Raw genomic sequence first — 14,468 nt, 5'->3', positions numbered from 1 at the left:
CCGCCTTCTTGGCTGCCGAAAGAATTGCCGTCAATGCTGCGATATTTAGCTTTGTGCTAGCATCGCGACAGTCTGCTTTTGGCCGATAGCGGAAGTTCGTCTCGGCCCAGGCGCTTCCGCATAAAGTTGTGCAGCGGGAGGAACGCTTCCCCCGCTCTTTGCTCGTAAGCCTGTTGCATCATCTAACGATACCAAATGGTAACCGATGGTACCATTAGTTAGCTTTTGCCCATTCATTTTCAAGTGCAGCAAGTGCCCGCTCCAGGATCTCGCCAAGCGGCATGTCGCGCTCGACTGAAATTTCCATGAGCCGTTTCTTGGCTGCAAACGTGGTCTTGATGTTCACCTGCTCGCTCCGTCCGGTTGTGCGGCGCCGGCTCGGCAGCTGTTCCTTCGGCTGGACCTGTACCGTTTGCGGTTTCGGCGCCGGCGTTGGGACCGGCATTGACGCGTTGGCGGGGACAGATGATTTCACTGGTTGACGGCTCGGAAAGCCGTGCTGTTCCGCGACTTGGTCCACGACTTCACGGATATCTGCCTTGGACTTTGGTGGCGCCGGCGCGAAGTCGCCCAAGTCGCCGAATGGGTTCACACGCTCGTTCATATTGCCTCCGGAGTTGACTGCTGCTGGACCTTGCGCAGGGCCCTAATGACTTCCTGCGCCAACTGCTCAGCATTCCCGACCGCTTTATCGATGTTGGCCACCTCGGCTGGGTTCAGCCCGGCCAGAGGCTGGCGGTACGAGAACATGGCGCGGAAAGCTTCGCGCTCATTTAGCTCGGTCTCGAACACCGGGATGCCAGCAGCGATTAGGCCTTTCTCGATATGCGCGAGCGTGCGCGTGCGGATCGCGCTGTTTGTTCGCGTTAGCAGCACCGAGAACGGCAAGCGATAGCCTGGCACCCTGCGCTGGACCATCTTCTCTTGCTGCTGAATCACGCGGAAGGCACGGCCAGCCTGTTCGGCATCTAACTGGCTGCCTTGGGTCGGCACGATCACGAAGTCTGCTTGACTAACGGCCATAACGACAATCTTGGCCGCGGTACCCTCCAGGTCGACAATGACGAACGGAGTCCGGGCTGCAGCCTCTTCGATGCGCTCGATGACGTTCTCCTCATCAGCGTCCGCGACGATGGTCATGCGCGCCGGCTTGGCGCCACCCTTGGACCAGTTCTCGATCGGTCGGTTCGGGTCAGCATCGATGACGGTGACATCGGCGCTGCGTGCCAGCTGCTCGGCAAGCACAAGTGCTGAAGTTGTCTTTCCAGCACCCCCTTTGGGCGACACGAAAACGATGGTAGGCATAGATACCCCTTGATAGATGGTAGTACCAGATGGTAACACTAGAATGATATGGAGGCTACCGAACAGTACCGAAAGATATCTAATGGTACCATTAGCTATCACTAAGTATCAAGCAACTTTAGCTTTTCGGTAAAGCGAGAAGCAAGTTTCTGCCAGGGCATAGATGTCGAGGCCGCTGACTGCATACAATGAATAGTTAAGAAACAATTTTTCTGCAGCGGCAATTGCCACACGTTGAATGACACAGATGATGCAGTCCCCTCATTTGGTTCGGCTTAGCGCCCGATTTTTTCCGTTCTCCCTGATTACCCCGGTTAGTCGGTTCGCCAGGTAGCCGCTGACATGCTAAACAGGCCTACAGAAGTTTTTTTGATGCAGGATATACACAGGAGTCAGCTTTGCAAGAATGCGGTTCTTCGCCCGCCTATGCAGTCCCAATACCCTTTCTAGTGTTACCCCACTAAAAACTTCGGCTTGATGTATGTTATTTGCACCGCGGCGTAAGCATTCCTGCACCTGGTAGACATCAGTCGACCGATGTGCTGCCCGCTGGGGCGATTTGAGTCCGAGGACCGAAGCCCGAAGGGCAAGGGAGCGAGGATGGCCCGTTAGGGACACCCCAGCCCATCATGGCAAGGCCCGCCGTCGACCGGCGGGACGCAGTCCAGACACAAGGTTAGGAATATAGGACTTCGTGAAAATGCTACTAACTTCCTTGGCGCGCGGGCGTCCCCGCTTGCTTGCGCACCGATTTCGTACCGAAATCGGTGCGCCCGGTTAACCTTGAAACCGAGAAATCAAAAACCTTGAAACCGAAAGACAACTCTGGCGATTCCAGCGATAGCGATCGGTGCGATAGCCTGTGCATATCGGTTTTGAGTCTTCCTTGTGCGCGGAGCGCAGTCTTGATTTCCCCTCAAGGGGTGCCCGCTAGCGGGCGGGGTGGGATATTAAATCGCACGGCGCAGCTACGTGCGTATTAAAAAGCTATTAAAAACTCTATTATTGTCCCAAGTTAACACTATGAAAAACAGGTATTTTCCGGGAGTCAAACCCCGAAAGGGTGGGAGTCAAACCCCGAAAGGGTGGGAGTCAAACCCCGAAGTATGGGAGTCAAACCCCGATGCCTGGATGGGAGTCAAACCCCGAAGGATTCGCTAGTTATAGGACAAAAAAGAGAGTGTGTACACGCTCTCTCTGTGGTGGGAGTCAAACCCCGATGAAATCACTAGGGATTCACTTACTTTGGCAGGCCGCCACCGGGCATTAGTGGGAGTCAAACCCCGATAGCGTTCCGGTGCTGCCAGTAGAGAATTCCGCGCTGGCCTCTGCTGCCGTCTTGTTGTCCAGGTGCCGCTGTTGGCTCACGCTAGCTTTGCGCCGCACCGTTACTAGGTCGCTCTTGGCATCAATGCTCCAGCTGGTGATCGCTCCTGCGCCCTTCAGTTTTTCTAAGGACACGCGTAGTGCCTTGCGGAAGTCGGTAAGCCGTTCGGTTGTACTGCCGCATAGCTGGCGGATCGTTTCTACCTTGTAGCGTAGCGGCGCCGCGTGCGTAGCGTAGAAACCGTGCAGCCATTGGGCCAGGCTGTTGCCCTTCAATTTCCTACGCTGCTCCCAATTTACATGGGTATAGCCTGCGTCGTACAGCTTACGCATCTTCTCATCGAACACGATGGCGTAACGCTGGGTCGTCTCTTCTCGGTAGGCGTTATGGATCAGTGAGCCGATAAACGTTTCCTTCGTGTCTGTGAACGTGATTTCGACCACGCCACCCATGAGCCGTGAAATGTCCTCTTTCAGTTCTTCGTAATCGGTGCCGCCAGTAGGCCGCCCCAGCGCCTTGAGTAAGTCACTAGCGATGAACTCGATGTGCTTGCCATAGGTCTGCTGCCGGCCGATGTGTAGTAGCATTTCCCATAGGTCGAGGTCACGCTGGTTGTATCGCTCGCCTTTGAATACGATTTGATAGCCGTCTACTGTCGCCAGCTTCTGGCGTTTCTTCGCCAGTTCGCGCTCCTGGTTGATCGAGAACAGCGCGCCGCGCAATGCCGCGTTCGGCACGCCTCGCACCTCGTCCGGCCAGAATCCCATCTGCAGTGGTACATCAGTATTGATCGCCGCTACATCAGTCGGCGCCCGACCCTTGGTAGTTGCACGCGGCTTACGCGCCTTAGGCGCGGCCTTCTCGGTCGGTGTGTTGCTTATGTCTGCCATTCCCTATCCCCTCGTACTCATCCAGGCTTCGGCTTCATCCTGGGCGTCGTTGTACGCCTCGGCCAACAAATAGGCATGGCGGGCTGCAGCCGGCATGGCTGACGCGGCCATAGTGAGCCAATGAGCGCGCCGTTTCTCGGTCAAGGAACTCCACCAGTTCATGCCGGCCTGCGGGTCGTCCTCGGGAACCGAGAACACACCGCCGCCGACTTCCTGGCCGTCCTGCAGTAGGGCCAGTTTCCACCCGCCGCCCAGCTCGGCCGGGCGTGGCTTGATTTCGTAGCTGTAGCTCATCACGCGGCCTTTCGGTTGTTGGTGATGGTCTGGTGCACGATGTCCAGGGCGCGCTGTACGGCTTCCTTTCTGGTGTCCAGCTCCCAATGGGCCATCAGCTGCGCAAGCTGGTCAGCGTGGGCCGGGTCCAAGTAAAAATCCAACCTGGTCGCGCCGTTAGCGGCTCGGTTCTGCCGGCTCTGCCGGGTGCGCTCGACAGCGGGTAACTGTTCGCCCGATCCTGCCGGCCGGCCTCGCCCGCGCTTCTGTTCGTCCATCTTGTGCGTCCGTTGTCTGTGAGAAAACTTAGGTAACTGTACCCTGTCCAGTGACCGGTTACAAGAATATTTTTCTCATTTGACATAAACCCCGTTCTACGCGGTTGATGTCACTTCTGTATTTATGAAGCCGGTTACAAAAACTTCTTTAGAAGTTCTTCATGACTCTAATAACTGTGACAGGCGCAGTTCGGGGGAAATGCGGTTCTATTTCCTGCAGCTGGATGTTGCGTGCTTAGTGAAGACTGTGGCGCCGGCGCTGCTGTGACGTACTGGGCCGTGTGGGAGTTCGTCATCACGATGACGGCCAGGAACTGCGCCAGTTGCAGCTCCTGGAATCGGGACGCAAGCGAACGCATCACAAAAAAGGCCGGGGATTACCCAGCCTTTATCTTGTCCTTTCGATGTTACAGCCTTGCTGTAGTCGAGCACTAAGCTGCTTTCGTGGTTACCGTTTGCGACTGTGGGGCCTGGGTTCCGTTGGCCTGCTCGACCAGAGTGCTGCCGTCCTGAGCGTCCTGAGCGTCCTGGGCGTCCTTAGCATCCTTAACGGCTTGCTCCGCAGCCGTAGGCATAGGCTTGAAAAGCGTAGCATCGCATGCTGTATAAAACTTGGCAGTGTTGCCTAAGCCATTGATCAGATTGAGCTTTTCTGGAGAAATCCAGCCAAGCACTTTGAGGACTCGATCATACTGAGCACGAGTACGCGCTACTGCTGCAGCCAGGTCTTGATGGCCCGAGAGCTTCCACAATGGCTCATGATGAAAAAGACGATTCCTCATCTTATTGATTGCTTTTAGTTCATCGAAAATGTGATTCATTGAGGCCGTTGCCCCTGGGAACACATCTCCCTTGATGAACTGCCAAAGATTTGTTCCTGCTGGCTCCCCTGCCTTAGGCGTGAACGAAGGCCGGTATGGCTTATCAGTCATATAAACCCAAAATCCGAACATCAGCCTACATATGATGTCATCTGGGGAAGTTTTGCCGTCTTTCAATGCCTCGCTTTTAGCTAACGTTACTTGACGCTTAGAATCCTTCGAGTAAGGCACTGCGTTGTACCAAAACTGATTTTTTGTCTGTTTGGCAATTTCTTTATACATTTTGTTCCGTAGAGCAATCTCAAGAAGTTGCAATGGAACAACAAAGTGCCCTGCTAAGTCCAAGAGGAAAATGTAACTTTGGATGACCTGCCAGTCATCTTTAAGCCCTAGATTCTTGTACGCCGTCAACTTTGGAGCTGATAAATCGTCTAAAACCGCCTGTATCGCCTGCGCGTCGTTCATAGGGTTGATCATTTTTAGTAAAGATGTGCTATGATACTGCCTATGGTTCTCCTACGGGAGCTACCTAGAAGGTACAGCGATTTATTCCTGTACATTTCTTATGTGAGAGCACCGATGTTGGCTAACTTGTTCGCAAGGGAAAAACTTCGGAATGCGGGATTCAAAAACGCCAGCCCTACGGGGCTGGCGTTTTCCTTTTCCGCTCTAGATTTCAGTCAGAGGCCTTGCCCATAATCGGCTGCTGGGCTGGCTGCACGCTCTCGGCCGGCAGCTGCTACAGTGCCTGGGTGTCGGCTTCCTGGTCGGCTCCCTTCGCTTCATCGGTGCCGCGTTCGCGTACGGCCTCAACCTCATGCGTCTTGGCGTGACCGCTCTTGAGACCAGGTTTTTACTATTGATAAAATAGGTTATCAAGAGTAGAGTGAGCTATTAACGTTCTCGACCAGGTAGGCCATGCCCAACGATCCCGAACACACTTTGATGCCAGTCACTCCGCCGTCGCGTGGGCTATCCGTACATGACTTCCACCAGTTGGCCGAGGTGCCGCCGGCGCTGACCTGGTTCGCTAACATCGACAACCCGCAAACCCGTCGCGCTTACCAAAATGACGTGCAGGAGTTCATGGCCTTTACAGGGCTGGAGAACCCGGAACATTTTCGTGACGTGTCACGCGCTCACGTGCTGGCCTGGCGCCGCGACCTGGAGCGACGTGCGCTGAGCGGCGCGTCGATCCGACGAAAGCTCGCCGCGTTGTCGTCCTTGTTCGAGGCACTGTGTGAGGCCAATGCAGTTCAGGGCAATCCAGTCGACGGCGTCAAACGTCCGAAAATCGCCAGCAGTGAGGGCAAGACGCCGGCGATCGGCGACCACCAGGCGCACGCCCTGCTCCACGCCGCCGATCTGGCCACCTTGCGCGGGCTACGCGATCGCGCACTCCTGGCAACCTTGCTTTATCACGGTCTGCGGCGCGCCGAGCTGTGCGCGCTGCGCGTGGCCGACATCCAGGAGCGCCGCGGCGTCAGACACCTGCAGGTGCACGGCAAGGGGAGCAAAATCCGCTACGTGCCACTACACCCCGGCGCGGCTGATGCGATTGCCGCCTACCTCGATCTGGCCGGCCACGGTGACGACAAGGCAAGTGCTTTATTCCGGCCGGTCAGCAATAACGCCCAGAGTGGAAAGTCGTCGATCACGCCAGACGGTGTCTATAAGCTGCTGGCCGGCTACGCCAAGACTCTGCAGATCGACGTTGCCGGCTTCGGACCCCATGCGCTGCGTGCCACCGCTGCCACCAACGCGCTCGATCACGGCGCCGATATCGCTAAGGTACAAGAGTGGTTGGGTCACGCGAATATCGCCACCACCCGGGTTTATGACCGCCGCCAGAGCCGGCCCGAGGATAGCCCGACTTTCAAGGTCGTCTATCGATAAATTTTGAGAAGAATCTTTCTATCGTTCACGTTTCATTTGTTTACGTTTGTAGACAACCTAAGTCCTTGATTTTATTATATTTATAGATTTTTAAGATTTTTTCACATGTCTGCGATGAGCAAATTGTAGACAGTATATTTCCTTTTAAAATCATAAGCTTACGTTACAAAAATCGCTATTTTGTTTAGTGCGTAATGTGTGTAAAGAATTAGGGGTGCGGGGAACCCGCGAATTTGAATGAACTGCCTGGCGCAGTGGTTTAGGATAGACCTGCAAAATCAACCTATAACGGAGGAATTCGATATGGTAACTGACACCAAAAACGTTCAAATGACGCTGAGCATGTCCCCTGCCCTCGAAGCCAAGTTGGCAAGGCTGGCTGTCGCCAGCGGCTCTAGTGAAGCCGACGTTTTACTCAAGGCGATCGCCCTGTACGAGGTCGCCCTGCTGGCGAAGCTACAGGGTCAGGATTTGGCAGTGCTGAACGAGGAGAAGTGTGTCGTGAGCGAGATCGATGGAATTTAGGCGCGGCCTCACAAAGTGCAAAAAAAGTCAGGTGCTGTTTGGAATCAATGGCAGCGCTTGGCCAGCAGGGACGTTTTTGTCGCTGTTGCCCTTGCGCGCGGTTCCGCGCTTTGTGGGCTGTCTCAAACAGGATGATCCAAGTCCGGGGACAGCTGCCTTGATCGCACACCGACAAGCTGCCATGGACTTCGGGCGCGTCTCTGTTGCGTTAGAAGGCCTCAAATGCTCACCTGAAGGAGAAGCGCTTCAACAGCAATGGGTGCGCGGCGAGATCAGTATGCAGGAATACATTGACACGATAAAACATCGATATCAGGCTGCAGGATTTCGTGAAGTCACGTAAGTAAGGTCCAGCAGGCGGTTTGCACTATCCTTAAATTTTGTCGGTCGCTAAAGACGATAGGGGACCGATCAACATGTTTAAGATCAGCGTCATGGATGACCTATATACAGGTCATCCATGAACCTTCTAGGATCATCGTTCGACCGTCGGTCGGACTTATTTGCGCGGGTTGCTAAAACCTTATGGCGCCAAGGGTTCCAAAGGGCTCCCCTTTGGCACGGATATAAATAGAAAACTCTCGAGTTTTGTATTCATATCTCTCGTGCCTATATTGATAGCTAAAATTACTAAGACAGGGTGCATATGAGGTGCATAGGGGCGCATCTCAGGTGCACAGGGGTGCATCTCAGGTGCATATGGGTGCATTTGAGTTGCATCGGGTTGCACCGGGTTGCATTTAAGTGGTTCTGTCGCATTAGGGAACGTCGACGGGTCAATCGGGTAAACTGCGGCGCCCGAACCCAGGACGAATCGATATGCTCAACTTCAAAGGGATGCGTTTTCCTATCGACGTGATCCTGGTCTGCATCCGTTGGTATGCAGCCTACCCGCTGAGTTACCGGCACCTCGAGGAGATGATGGAAGAGCGCGGCGTGTCGGTCGACCATTCGTCGATCAACCGGTGGGCGGTTCGTTTCCTGCCGCTCATCGAGAAGATGGCCCGGAAATACAAGCGCCCCGTCGGTGGCAGCTGGCGAATGGATGAGACCTATATCAAGGTCAAAGGGGTCTGGAAATACCTCTACCGCGCCGTCGACAAGCAGGGCAAGACTGTCGACTTCCTGCTAACGGCCAAGCGCGACATGCCTGCAGCGAAGCGCTTCTTCGAAAAGGCGATGGGTGCGAACGGCAATCCCGACAAGATCGCGATGGACAAGAGTGGTGCCAATAAGGCGGCGATCGACGAGGTCAACGCTGGTCGCGACGTCCGGATTGCGGTACGCCAAGTCAAATACCTCAACAACATCGTCGAGCAGGACCATCGCGCTATTAAGCGGGTGACCAGGCCGATGCTCAACTTCAAATCGTTCCGGTCCGCCAGTTCGGTGCTGGCTGGAATTGAGCTGATTCACATGATCCGCAAAGGTCAGTTCGAGATCGACGGCGCCGAGGCGATGTCGTTCGCCGACCAATTTTCTGCGATGGCAGGAGTGGTCCGTCCAGTGTGAGGGGCGCAGCTCCGTTTTCGGCCAATTTCCGCCGTTTGATCAACAACGCGACAGAACCCGCCTGCGCGAGCAGGACTGGCTGGTCGGCGCCGAGGCAGTCGCACCCTGAGCCGCGCACGCAAGCCGGCGGGCGTCTTTACGCTCGAAGCGTTATCATTCCGGCTACAATGCCTGCCATGCACTACGCATGAACGGCGCAACAGCGTCCGCGCCGCGGATGGCGGGTCGACGATCGAATACCGGAGTAATGCATGAGAATGAAGGCTAACCTGCCTGGGGCAATCGCGGCCGCCGCGCTGCTGGCGCTGGCCCAGGCCGCGCACGCCGATGCCGGCGTCGACTACGCCGAGGCGTTGCGCTGGGTGCGCTCCAGTGCGGGATCGGTGAATGGGGCCCGGCTCGATTTCCAGGCGAAGCAATTGCAGGCCGAGGCACTGCGCCGCATCGACGGCCCCGACGTACGCCTGTCCGGCTTCGCCGGGCGGGTCTCGACCACCCTCAGCGTCGACACCGGCGCCATTGCGCAACTAGCCAACCCGGTGCTCGACTCCCTGCCGCCCCTGCCGGGGCTGAACCTGCCGGACATCCCGCCGGCCCTGAATGTCGACCGCGTATTCGATGTGCGTTCGCTCGGCCTGAACACGGTCTGGCCGCTCTACACGGGCGGACGGCTGGATGCGGTGAAGCAGATCGCCGCGGGCCGCGCCGACGAGGCCGGCGCGAGCGTCCAGGCGGCCCTCGACGATGCATCGACGCAGCTGGCGCAACGCTATTTCACGGTGCAGCTGGCCAGCAAGGCCTGGCAGTTGCGCAGCGCTGCGGCAGAAGTAGCCAAAGAACACCAGCGCATGGCGCTCAAGATGGAGAAGACTGGACTGATCGCCAGGGTCGAGCGCCTGAAAGCCGATGTCGCCGTCGACAATGCGCTCAGGGAAGCGGCAAAGGCGGACAGCGACCTCGAGATCGCGCAGCTCGCGCTGCGCCGCCTGCTCGACGCGCCCGGCGCCATCACGCCGACCACGCCGCTGTTCGTGAACGCGCAACCGCCCGGCTCGCTGGCTTCGTTCATCGACGCGGCCATGGCGTCGAACGCGGCCTGGAAACAGATCGCAAGCAAGCGCAAGCAGGCGGACGGCGCCTTGCAGCTGCAGGGCCGCGCCTTCAGCCCGACCGTCATCGGCGTGGCCAACTACAACCTCAATCGCGGCAGCTCGAGCCGCGCCAACTGGCTGGTCGGCGTGTCGGTCAGCATCCCGCTGGTCGAGCGCATCGACCGCGCAAAAATGACCTCCGCCGCCCGGCTCGAGCAGCAGCGCGTCGAGGTCGCGGCCGAACAGGCCGGGCGCGATATCCCGACCCTGGCCGAAAGCCAGTGGCGCACCATGGAAGACGCCCGCCAGCGCTACCTGGCGATGGCGTCGGCGATCGAGCTGGCGGCCGAGACGCGGCGCCTGGCGCAGGTGGGTTTCCAGAACGGCCAGGCGACCTCGACCGACGTGGCCGACGCTTCGCTCAATTACACCAAATCGGGCCTCGAGCGTGCCCAGGCGGCTTACGACTACGTCATGGCGCTCGCCAAACTGCTGGCCACCAGCGGCGATCCTGACCGCCTGTACGCGCTCTCCCGGACCGCCACGCACATCGTCGACCTCACGAAAGAATAAGCATCATGGCAAAACCTTCCACCAAAGGCCTGCTTGCCGGCGGCGCCGGCATCGTCATTCTCGCCCTGCTCGGATGGGGCCTGTACCAGGCCTTCCAGCCCGTCCACGATCCGGTCCAGGGCCAGATCGAGGCGCAGGAAATCAATGTGGCGTCGAAGGTGCCGGGACGGGTCGGCCGGGTCCATGTGCAGCTGGGGCAGGGCGTCGCCCGCGGCGACCTGCTGTTCGAGCTCGACAGTCCTGAAGTGCGGGCCAAGGTCGCGCAGGCCGAAGCCGCGCGCGATGCGGCGCGCGCGACCAGCCAGAAGGTGCAGGCCGGGGCGCGGCCGGAGGAAATCGTCGCCGCGCGCGCCAACTGGGAGCGCGCGGAGGCGGGCGCCAGGCTCGCCAGGGTCACGTTCCAGCGCATCGGGGCGATGTATGCCGAAGGCGTCGTCGCGCGCCAGAAACGCGACGACGCCGAAGCCCAGGCGCGCTCGGCGAGCGAGCTGGCCACCGCCGCCCGGGCGCAATACGCGCTGGCGCGCCAGGGCGCCCGTGCGGAAGACCGCCAGGCTGCCGAGGCGCAGGCGCGCCAGGTGGCCGGCGTGGCCGACGAAGCCGGCGTCGCGCTCGACGAGACGCGCATCAAGGCGCCCGCCGCGGGCGAAGTGACCAAGCTCGCGATCCAGGCCGGCGAGCTGGCGCCGCAGGGCTTCCCCGTCATCACCCTGGTCGACCTGGCCGATGTCTGGGCCGTAATCGCCGTGCGCGAAGACGAATTCAAGGCCTACGCGCAGGGTTCCGTGCACCAGGCCACCATTCCCGCGCTCAAGACCCGGGCCGCGTTCAAGGCCACCGCAGTATCGGCCTTGCCGGCCTTCGCCACCTGGCGCGCGGCGCGCCCGGGCGGCACGGATTTGCGCACCTTCGAGGTCAGGCTGCGCCCGACCGCCCCCGTGCCGGGACTGCGCCCGGGCATGACGGTCGTGTTCGACCGCTGAGCGCAGCCGATGACCCGCTCCGGCAACGCCATCGCATCGTCCCTGCAGCGCGAATGGGCGCGCCTGCGCGCCGATCCGTGGGACATCGCCATGCTGGGCGCGATCCCGCTCGCGCTCTACCTGCTGACATGGTGGATCTTTTCCGCCGGCGTGGCCCGCGACCTGCCGCTGGTGGTGCATGACCGCGACCACTCCGCCATCTCGCGCAACCTGATCCGCATGCTCGACGCCTCGCCCGGACTGAAAGTGGTGCTGGCGGCAGACAACGAAGCCGCGGCCCTGCGCCTGATCCGCGCGCGCCAGGCCTTCGGCCTGGTGTCGATCCCCGCCGATCTGCAGGAGTCGGTGCTCGCGGGAAGGGGCGCCAGGGTGCAATGGGCCTATAACGCCCAGTTCGCGGCGCATTCGGGCGGCATGACGCGCGACGTGCGCACCGTGGTGGCAACCCTGTCGGCGGGTATCGAACTGCAGGGGCGTGCGCGGCGCGGCGCCGGCCCCGCCCAAGCCAGCGCCCGGTTCGAGCCGGTGCGTACTCGCACCAGCACGCTGTTCAACGAAAACGGCAGCTACATCCCGTCGCTGGCGCTGCCGGTGGCCTTCACGCTGCTGCATATGTTCGTCACGCTGGCGGCGGTGACAGCCATTGGCCGCGAGTTGCGCGCCGCTACGGTGGCCGAATGGCTGGCCGCCGCCCACGGCCGGCTGGGCGCGGCCCTGCTCGGAAAATTGCTCATCCCCTGCGCCGTCTTCGCCGTGCATGCACTGTTGCTGTTCCTGTTGTTCGGCGTCGTGCTTGGCTGGCCGGTGCAGGGCAGCGCCACGGCCATGCTGGCGGGGACGGCGCTGTTCATCACGGCCTGCCTCGCGCTTGGCGCGGTGATCGCCGCCTTCTCCTCGTCGCTGCGCGCGGCGCTGTCGGCCAGCGCCTTCATCACGGCGCCCGCGTTCGCGTTCGCCGGCCAGGGCTTTCCGCTGCTGGCCATGCCCGTCGGCGCGCGCATCTGGGCCGAATCGCTGCCCCTGACCCATTACCTGCAAATGCTCAACAACACCTGGATGGCGGGCGCGCCGCTGCGCTTCAATATCGCGCCGCTGGCGATCCTGCTGGCCTTTACGCTCGGGCTGGGCGCGGCCGCCTGGCTGCGCCTGGCGCGGCGCGTGCACCAGCCTGACACCTGGGGCAAGCAATGAGCGCCCCGCGCCGCGCCTGGGGCGCCTTCGTACTGACCTGGCAAGCCATCTTGCGGGACAAGGCGGCGCTGCTGCTGTTCTTCATTTCCGGCATCATCTATTCGTTTTTCTATCCGCTGCCCTACAGTGCCGAGACGGTGCGCCGGGTGCCGGTCGCGGTCGTCGACCAGGATCAGTCGGCCCTGTCGCGCCAGCTGATCCGCTACGCCGGTGCGCACCCCGGCATTGTCGTGGCCAGCGTCAGCGCGCGGCCGGAAGACGCCCAGGCGCTGATCTGGCAGGGCCAGGCGGCCGGCGCGATGTTCATTCCCGCCGACTTCAGCCGCAAGGTGCTGGCCGGCGCGCAGCCCGAAGTGGAGGTCAGCGGCCACGGTTCCTATCCCTTGCTCAACAAGGTGGTCCTGAACGGCCTGGCCGAGGTTGCCGGCACGGTGTCCGCCGGAATCGAACTCAAGCGCCTGGGCGCGGCGACCCCGTCCGGCGTGCAGGCCGAGGCGGCGCGCCAGCCGCTTGCCGTCGAGGCACTGCCCCTGTTTAACGTGCGCGAAGGCTACGCCTCGTACGTTGTTCCCGGCGTCGTGGTACTGGTCATGCAGCAAACCTTCCTGCTCGGGATCGGGCTGCTGTTCGGTAGCTGGTCGAGCGCGCAATCCTTCCCCTACGGGCGCGACACGGCCTCGTACTGCGGCGCCCTGAGTGCGTTCGCGCTGGTCGTGGTCCTGAATGCGCTGTACTTTTTCGGCTTCGTCTTCTGGTGGCAGGATTATCCGCGCGGCGGCAACCTGGCGGGCACGGCCGTGCTGACCCTGCTGTTCGCCTATGGCGTGGCGGCATTGGGCATGTTGACCGGCATGTTCTTCCGCACCCGCGAGCGCAGCATGCAGCTGCTCGTTGCCACCTCGCTGCCGGTCATGTTCCTGTCCGGCCTGACCTGGCCGGCGAGCGCCATCCCGCTGCCGTTGCGCTCGCTCGGCGCGCTGCTGCCATCGACTGCCGCCATCCAGGGCTTCGTCGCCACCAACCAGATGGGCGCCTCCCTGTACGAGGTGCGCATGGAGCTTGCCGTGCTGCTCGGCCTGGCGCTTATGTTCATCGTTGTCGGCCTGGCCAAATGGGGGCGCATGCCCGCGCCCCGGTAGCGGGGCGCAGGAGGGGCGGCGCCGCTCAGTCGAGGTTCAGCCAGATCTCGTTGCGCCGCATGAACCAGAGCGTCATCGGGCCGTTGTAGCGCGACAACACCGGTTCGCCGGTCCAGGTGATATTGGCTGCGCGCAGCGCCGCCTGGAGTTCGGCCAGGTGCCTGGCGTAATTGGCTTGCGACCAGAAGCCGGAATACCGGATCACCGCCACCTGTTTGGGCGGCACTTCGCGCAGCCTGACGCGCGCATCGAGCGGCAGCGGCGCATTGTCCATGTTGATGTCTTTAGGCAGGACGAACTGCACCAGGATGCCGTCCGGGCCTGCGCTCTGGGTCACCGGCGCCGTCATGTCCAGCTTGGCCGGGACCGGCGCCTGGGTCACCGGGGCGGTCATGGCAAGCTTGCGTTCGCCCTTGTTCTTGCCAAAGATATAGCCGGCCAGGATCGGGAAGGCGCGGTTGCCCGCGTCATCGGCAGGCGGGGGCATCACCACCTCGGCGACGGTGTAGGCCGCGTATTGGCGAATCTGGGGTAGGAGGTGCAACGGAACGGAAAACCTGGTTAAGGGCTGCTTTCGACCCAAAGCGGTCGTTGCGAATTTTTTCGGCACTTCGAACTTAATGATGTTAGCTATTCGCCTGATGTCTAAGTATGATGAGGAAAC

Annotated in this window: 15 protein-coding genes; 8 read left to right on the top strand and 7 right to left on the bottom strand. The window is 60.4% G+C overall.

Going from position 1 to position 14,468, the window contains the following annotated elements:
* Window positions 1-214: 214 nt before the first annotated feature.
* The 6 genes from FVD38_RS25950 to FVD38_RS25925 form a co-directional block, all read right to left on the bottom strand.
* Complete coding sequence (locus FVD38_RS25950; protein WP_147937437.1) at window positions 215-604, bottom strand: hypothetical protein; 390 nt, start codon at window positions 602-604, stop codon at window positions 215-217.
* A complete protein-coding gene (locus FVD38_RS25945; RefSeq protein ID WP_147937436.1) occupies window positions 601-1,305 on the bottom strand; it encodes a ParA family protein in 705 nt (234 codons plus the stop codon). The genes FVD38_RS25950 and FVD38_RS25945 overlap by 4 nt, the downstream gene beginning before the upstream one ends.
* Window positions 1,306-2,571: 1,266 nt before the next feature.
* Window positions 2,572-3,522, bottom strand: coding sequence for a plasmid replication initiator TrfA (gene trfA / locus FVD38_RS25940; protein ID WP_147937435.1), 951 nt, complete (start codon window positions 3,520-3,522; stop codon window positions 2,572-2,574).
* A gap of 3 nt (window positions 3,523-3,525) precedes the next feature.
* On the bottom strand, window positions 3,526-3,816 hold the full coding sequence (locus tag FVD38_RS25935; RefSeq protein WP_147937434.1) for a hypothetical protein: 291 nt from the start codon (window positions 3,814-3,816) through the stop codon (window positions 3,526-3,528).
* Window positions 3,816-4,073, bottom strand: coding sequence for a hypothetical protein (locus FVD38_RS25930; protein WP_147937433.1), 258 nt, complete (start codon window positions 4,071-4,073; stop codon window positions 3,816-3,818). Before FVD38_RS25930 ends, FVD38_RS25935 begins: the two co-directional genes overlap by 1 nt.
* A gap of 431 nt (window positions 4,074-4,504) precedes the next feature.
* Window positions 4,505-5,359 carry a hypothetical protein gene (locus FVD38_RS25925; protein ID WP_147937432.1) on the bottom strand — a complete coding sequence of 285 codons (855 nt, stop codon included), beginning with the start codon at window positions 5,357-5,359 and terminating at the stop codon, window positions 4,505-4,507.
* Between the two features lie 453 nt (window positions 5,360-5,812).
* Between FVD38_RS25925 and FVD38_RS25920 the strand changes: the two genes are divergently transcribed.
* From FVD38_RS25920 to FVD38_RS25885, 8 genes are all read left to right on the top strand, one after another.
* Complete coding sequence (locus tag FVD38_RS25920) at window positions 5,813-6,790, top strand: tyrosine-type recombinase/integrase (RefSeq protein ID WP_229494016.1); 978 nt, start codon at window positions 5,813-5,815, stop codon at window positions 6,788-6,790.
* A gap of 303 nt (window positions 6,791-7,093) precedes the next feature.
* A complete protein-coding gene (locus FVD38_RS25915; RefSeq protein ID WP_147937431.1) occupies window positions 7,094-7,315 on the top strand; it encodes a hypothetical protein in 222 nt (73 codons plus the stop codon).
* On the top strand, window positions 7,305-7,658 hold the full coding sequence (locus FVD38_RS25910; RefSeq protein ID WP_147937430.1) for an antitoxin VbhA family protein: 354 nt from the start codon (window positions 7,305-7,307) through the stop codon (window positions 7,656-7,658). The genes FVD38_RS25915 and FVD38_RS25910 overlap by 11 nt, the downstream gene beginning before the upstream one ends.
* Window positions 7,659-8,134: 476 nt before the next feature.
* Complete coding sequence (locus tag FVD38_RS25905; RefSeq protein ID WP_081925863.1) at window positions 8,135-8,827, top strand: IS6 family transposase; 693 nt, start codon at window positions 8,135-8,137, stop codon at window positions 8,825-8,827.
* A 251-nt stretch (window positions 8,828-9,078) separates the two neighbouring features.
* Window positions 9,079-10,491, top strand: a complete 1,413-nt coding sequence (locus FVD38_RS25900; protein ID WP_229494014.1) for a TolC family protein — start codon at window positions 9,079-9,081, stop codon at window positions 10,489-10,491.
* Between the two features lie 5 nt (window positions 10,492-10,496).
* Window positions 10,497-11,474, top strand: coding sequence for an HlyD family secretion protein (locus tag FVD38_RS25895; protein ID WP_147937429.1), 978 nt, complete (start codon window positions 10,497-10,499; stop codon window positions 11,472-11,474).
* A 9-nt stretch (window positions 11,475-11,483) separates the two neighbouring features.
* Window positions 11,484-12,665: an ABC transporter permease gene (locus tag FVD38_RS25890; protein WP_147937428.1), complete on the top strand. Its 1,182-nt coding sequence runs from the start codon at window positions 11,484-11,486 to the stop codon at window positions 12,663-12,665.
* The gene (locus FVD38_RS25885) at window positions 12,662-13,804 is read left to right on the top strand and encodes an ABC transporter permease (RefSeq protein ID WP_147937427.1); all 1,143 of its coding nucleotides are present in this window, start codon (window positions 12,662-12,664) and stop codon (window positions 13,802-13,804) included. Before FVD38_RS25890 ends, FVD38_RS25885 begins: the two co-directional genes overlap by 4 nt.
* A 25-nt stretch (window positions 13,805-13,829) precedes the next feature.
* Here the strand turns inward: FVD38_RS25885 and FVD38_RS25880 are convergent, their stop codons facing one another.
* Entirely contained in the window at window positions 13,830-14,348 is a 519-nt protein-coding gene (locus FVD38_RS25880; protein WP_222706969.1) for an SOUL family heme-binding protein, read from the bottom strand.
* Window positions 14,349-14,468 lie beyond the last annotated feature (120 nt).

Origin of the sequence: Massilia arenae (genome assembly GCF_008014745.1) — a bacterium.
In the GTDB taxonomy this organism is placed as follows: Bacteria; Pseudomonadota; Gammaproteobacteria; order Burkholderiales; family Burkholderiaceae_D; genus Telluria; species Telluria arenae.
The sequence above is the reverse complement of the archived record's forward strand: the minus strand, read 5'-3'. Positions and strand labels throughout refer to the sequence as shown.

What these genes read in the sequence shown, in the direction of transcription:
- FVD38_RS25950 (WP_147937437.1), bottom strand. Translation starts at nt 604, where the DNA reads ATGAACGAGCGTGTGAACCCATTCGGCGACTTGGGCGACTTCGCGCCG.
- FVD38_RS25945 (WP_147937436.1), bottom strand. Translation starts at nt 1,305, where the DNA reads ATGCCTACCATCGTTTTCGTGTCGCCCAAAGGGGGTGCTGGAAAGACA.
- trfA (WP_147937435.1), bottom strand. Translation starts at nt 3,522, where the DNA reads ATGGCAGACATAAGCAACACACCGACCGAGAAGGCCGCGCCTAAGGCG.
- FVD38_RS25935 (WP_147937434.1), bottom strand. Translation starts at nt 3,816, where the DNA reads ATGAGCTACAGCTACGAAATCAAGCCACGCCCGGCCGAGCTGGGCGGC.
- FVD38_RS25930 (WP_147937433.1), bottom strand. Translation starts at nt 4,073, where the DNA reads ATGGACGAACAGAAGCGCGGGCGAGGCCGGCCGGCAGGATCGGGCGAA.
- FVD38_RS25925 (WP_147937432.1), bottom strand. Translation starts at nt 5,359, where the DNA reads ATGAACGACGCGCAGGCGATACAGGCGGTTTTAGACGATTTATCAGCT.
- FVD38_RS25920 (WP_229494016.1), top strand. Translation starts at nt 5,813, where the DNA reads ATGCCCAACGATCCCGAACACACTTTGATGCCAGTCACTCCGCCGTCG.
- FVD38_RS25915 (WP_147937431.1), top strand. Translation starts at nt 7,094, where the DNA reads ATGGTAACTGACACCAAAAACGTTCAAATGACGCTGAGCATGTCCCCT.
- FVD38_RS25910 (WP_147937430.1), top strand. Translation starts at nt 7,305, where the DNA reads ATGGAATTTAGGCGCGGCCTCACAAAGTGCAAAAAAAGTCAGGTGCTG.
- FVD38_RS25905 (WP_081925863.1), top strand. Translation starts at nt 8,135, where the DNA reads ATGCTCAACTTCAAAGGGATGCGTTTTCCTATCGACGTGATCCTGGTC.
- FVD38_RS25900 (WP_229494014.1), top strand. Translation starts at nt 9,079, where the DNA reads ATGAGAATGAAGGCTAACCTGCCTGGGGCAATCGCGGCCGCCGCGCTG.
- FVD38_RS25895 (WP_147937429.1), top strand. Translation starts at nt 10,497, where the DNA reads ATGGCAAAACCTTCCACCAAAGGCCTGCTTGCCGGCGGCGCCGGCATC.
- FVD38_RS25890 (WP_147937428.1), top strand. Translation starts at nt 11,484, where the DNA reads ATGACCCGCTCCGGCAACGCCATCGCATCGTCCCTGCAGCGCGAATGG.
- FVD38_RS25885 (WP_147937427.1), top strand. Translation starts at nt 12,662, where the DNA reads ATGAGCGCCCCGCGCCGCGCCTGGGGCGCCTTCGTACTGACCTGGCAA.